Source organism: Vibrio sp. 1562 (genome assembly GCF_033340155.1).
GTDB lineage: Bacteria > Pseudomonadota > Gammaproteobacteria > Enterobacterales > Vibrionaceae > Vibrio > Vibrio alginolyticus.
On record NZ_JAWOVY010000652.1, the window covers coordinates 1 to 556 of the forward strand.

1 protein-coding gene is annotated in these 556 nt (G+C 43.3%); it reads right to left on the reverse strand.

The genetic code is table 11. The features are described from left to right. Window positions 1–105: 105 nt before the first annotated feature. A partial coding sequence (gene pgsA, locus R7Z49_RS26890; RefSeq protein WP_021451438.1) for a CDP-diacylglycerol--glycerol-3-phosphate 3-phosphatidyltransferase occupies window positions 106–556 on the reverse strand: 451 nt, incomplete at its 5' end.

The window sequence follows — 556 nt, forward strand, 5'->3', positions numbered from 1 at the left end:
CACCGACTGAACAAAAAACAAGATTAAGATCACATTTCTATTTTTAGAAAGTCATTCGAAATGCACAAAAAAAGCAGGCATAGCGACCTGCTTTCTTAATCTCGTTTAGTGATGTTCTTCGTTCAGCAAATCATCTTTTGCTGCTGCAAGATACTGAACCATCGACCAATACGTTAGGAATGTAGCGACGTACAGAGCGGCAAAGCCTAGCCAAACCATCCATTCGTCATAGCGCCAAATCAGAACCCATAATGCAAACATCTGAGAAACTGTTTTTACTTTACCAACCCAGGATACAGCGACACTTGCGCGTTTACCGATTTCAGCCATCCATTCACGCAATGCAGAGATGATAATCTCTCGCGCAATCATGGTTACAGCAGGGATAGTTACCCAAATGGTGTGGTAGTGCTCTGTAATCAAAATCAACGCTGTCGCAACCAGTACTTTATCAGCGACAGGATCGATAAACGCACCAAACCTTGAAGTTTGGCCAAGTTTACGAGCTAGCATGCCATCTAACCAGTCGGTAAAACCTGCAACCCAGAACACCATT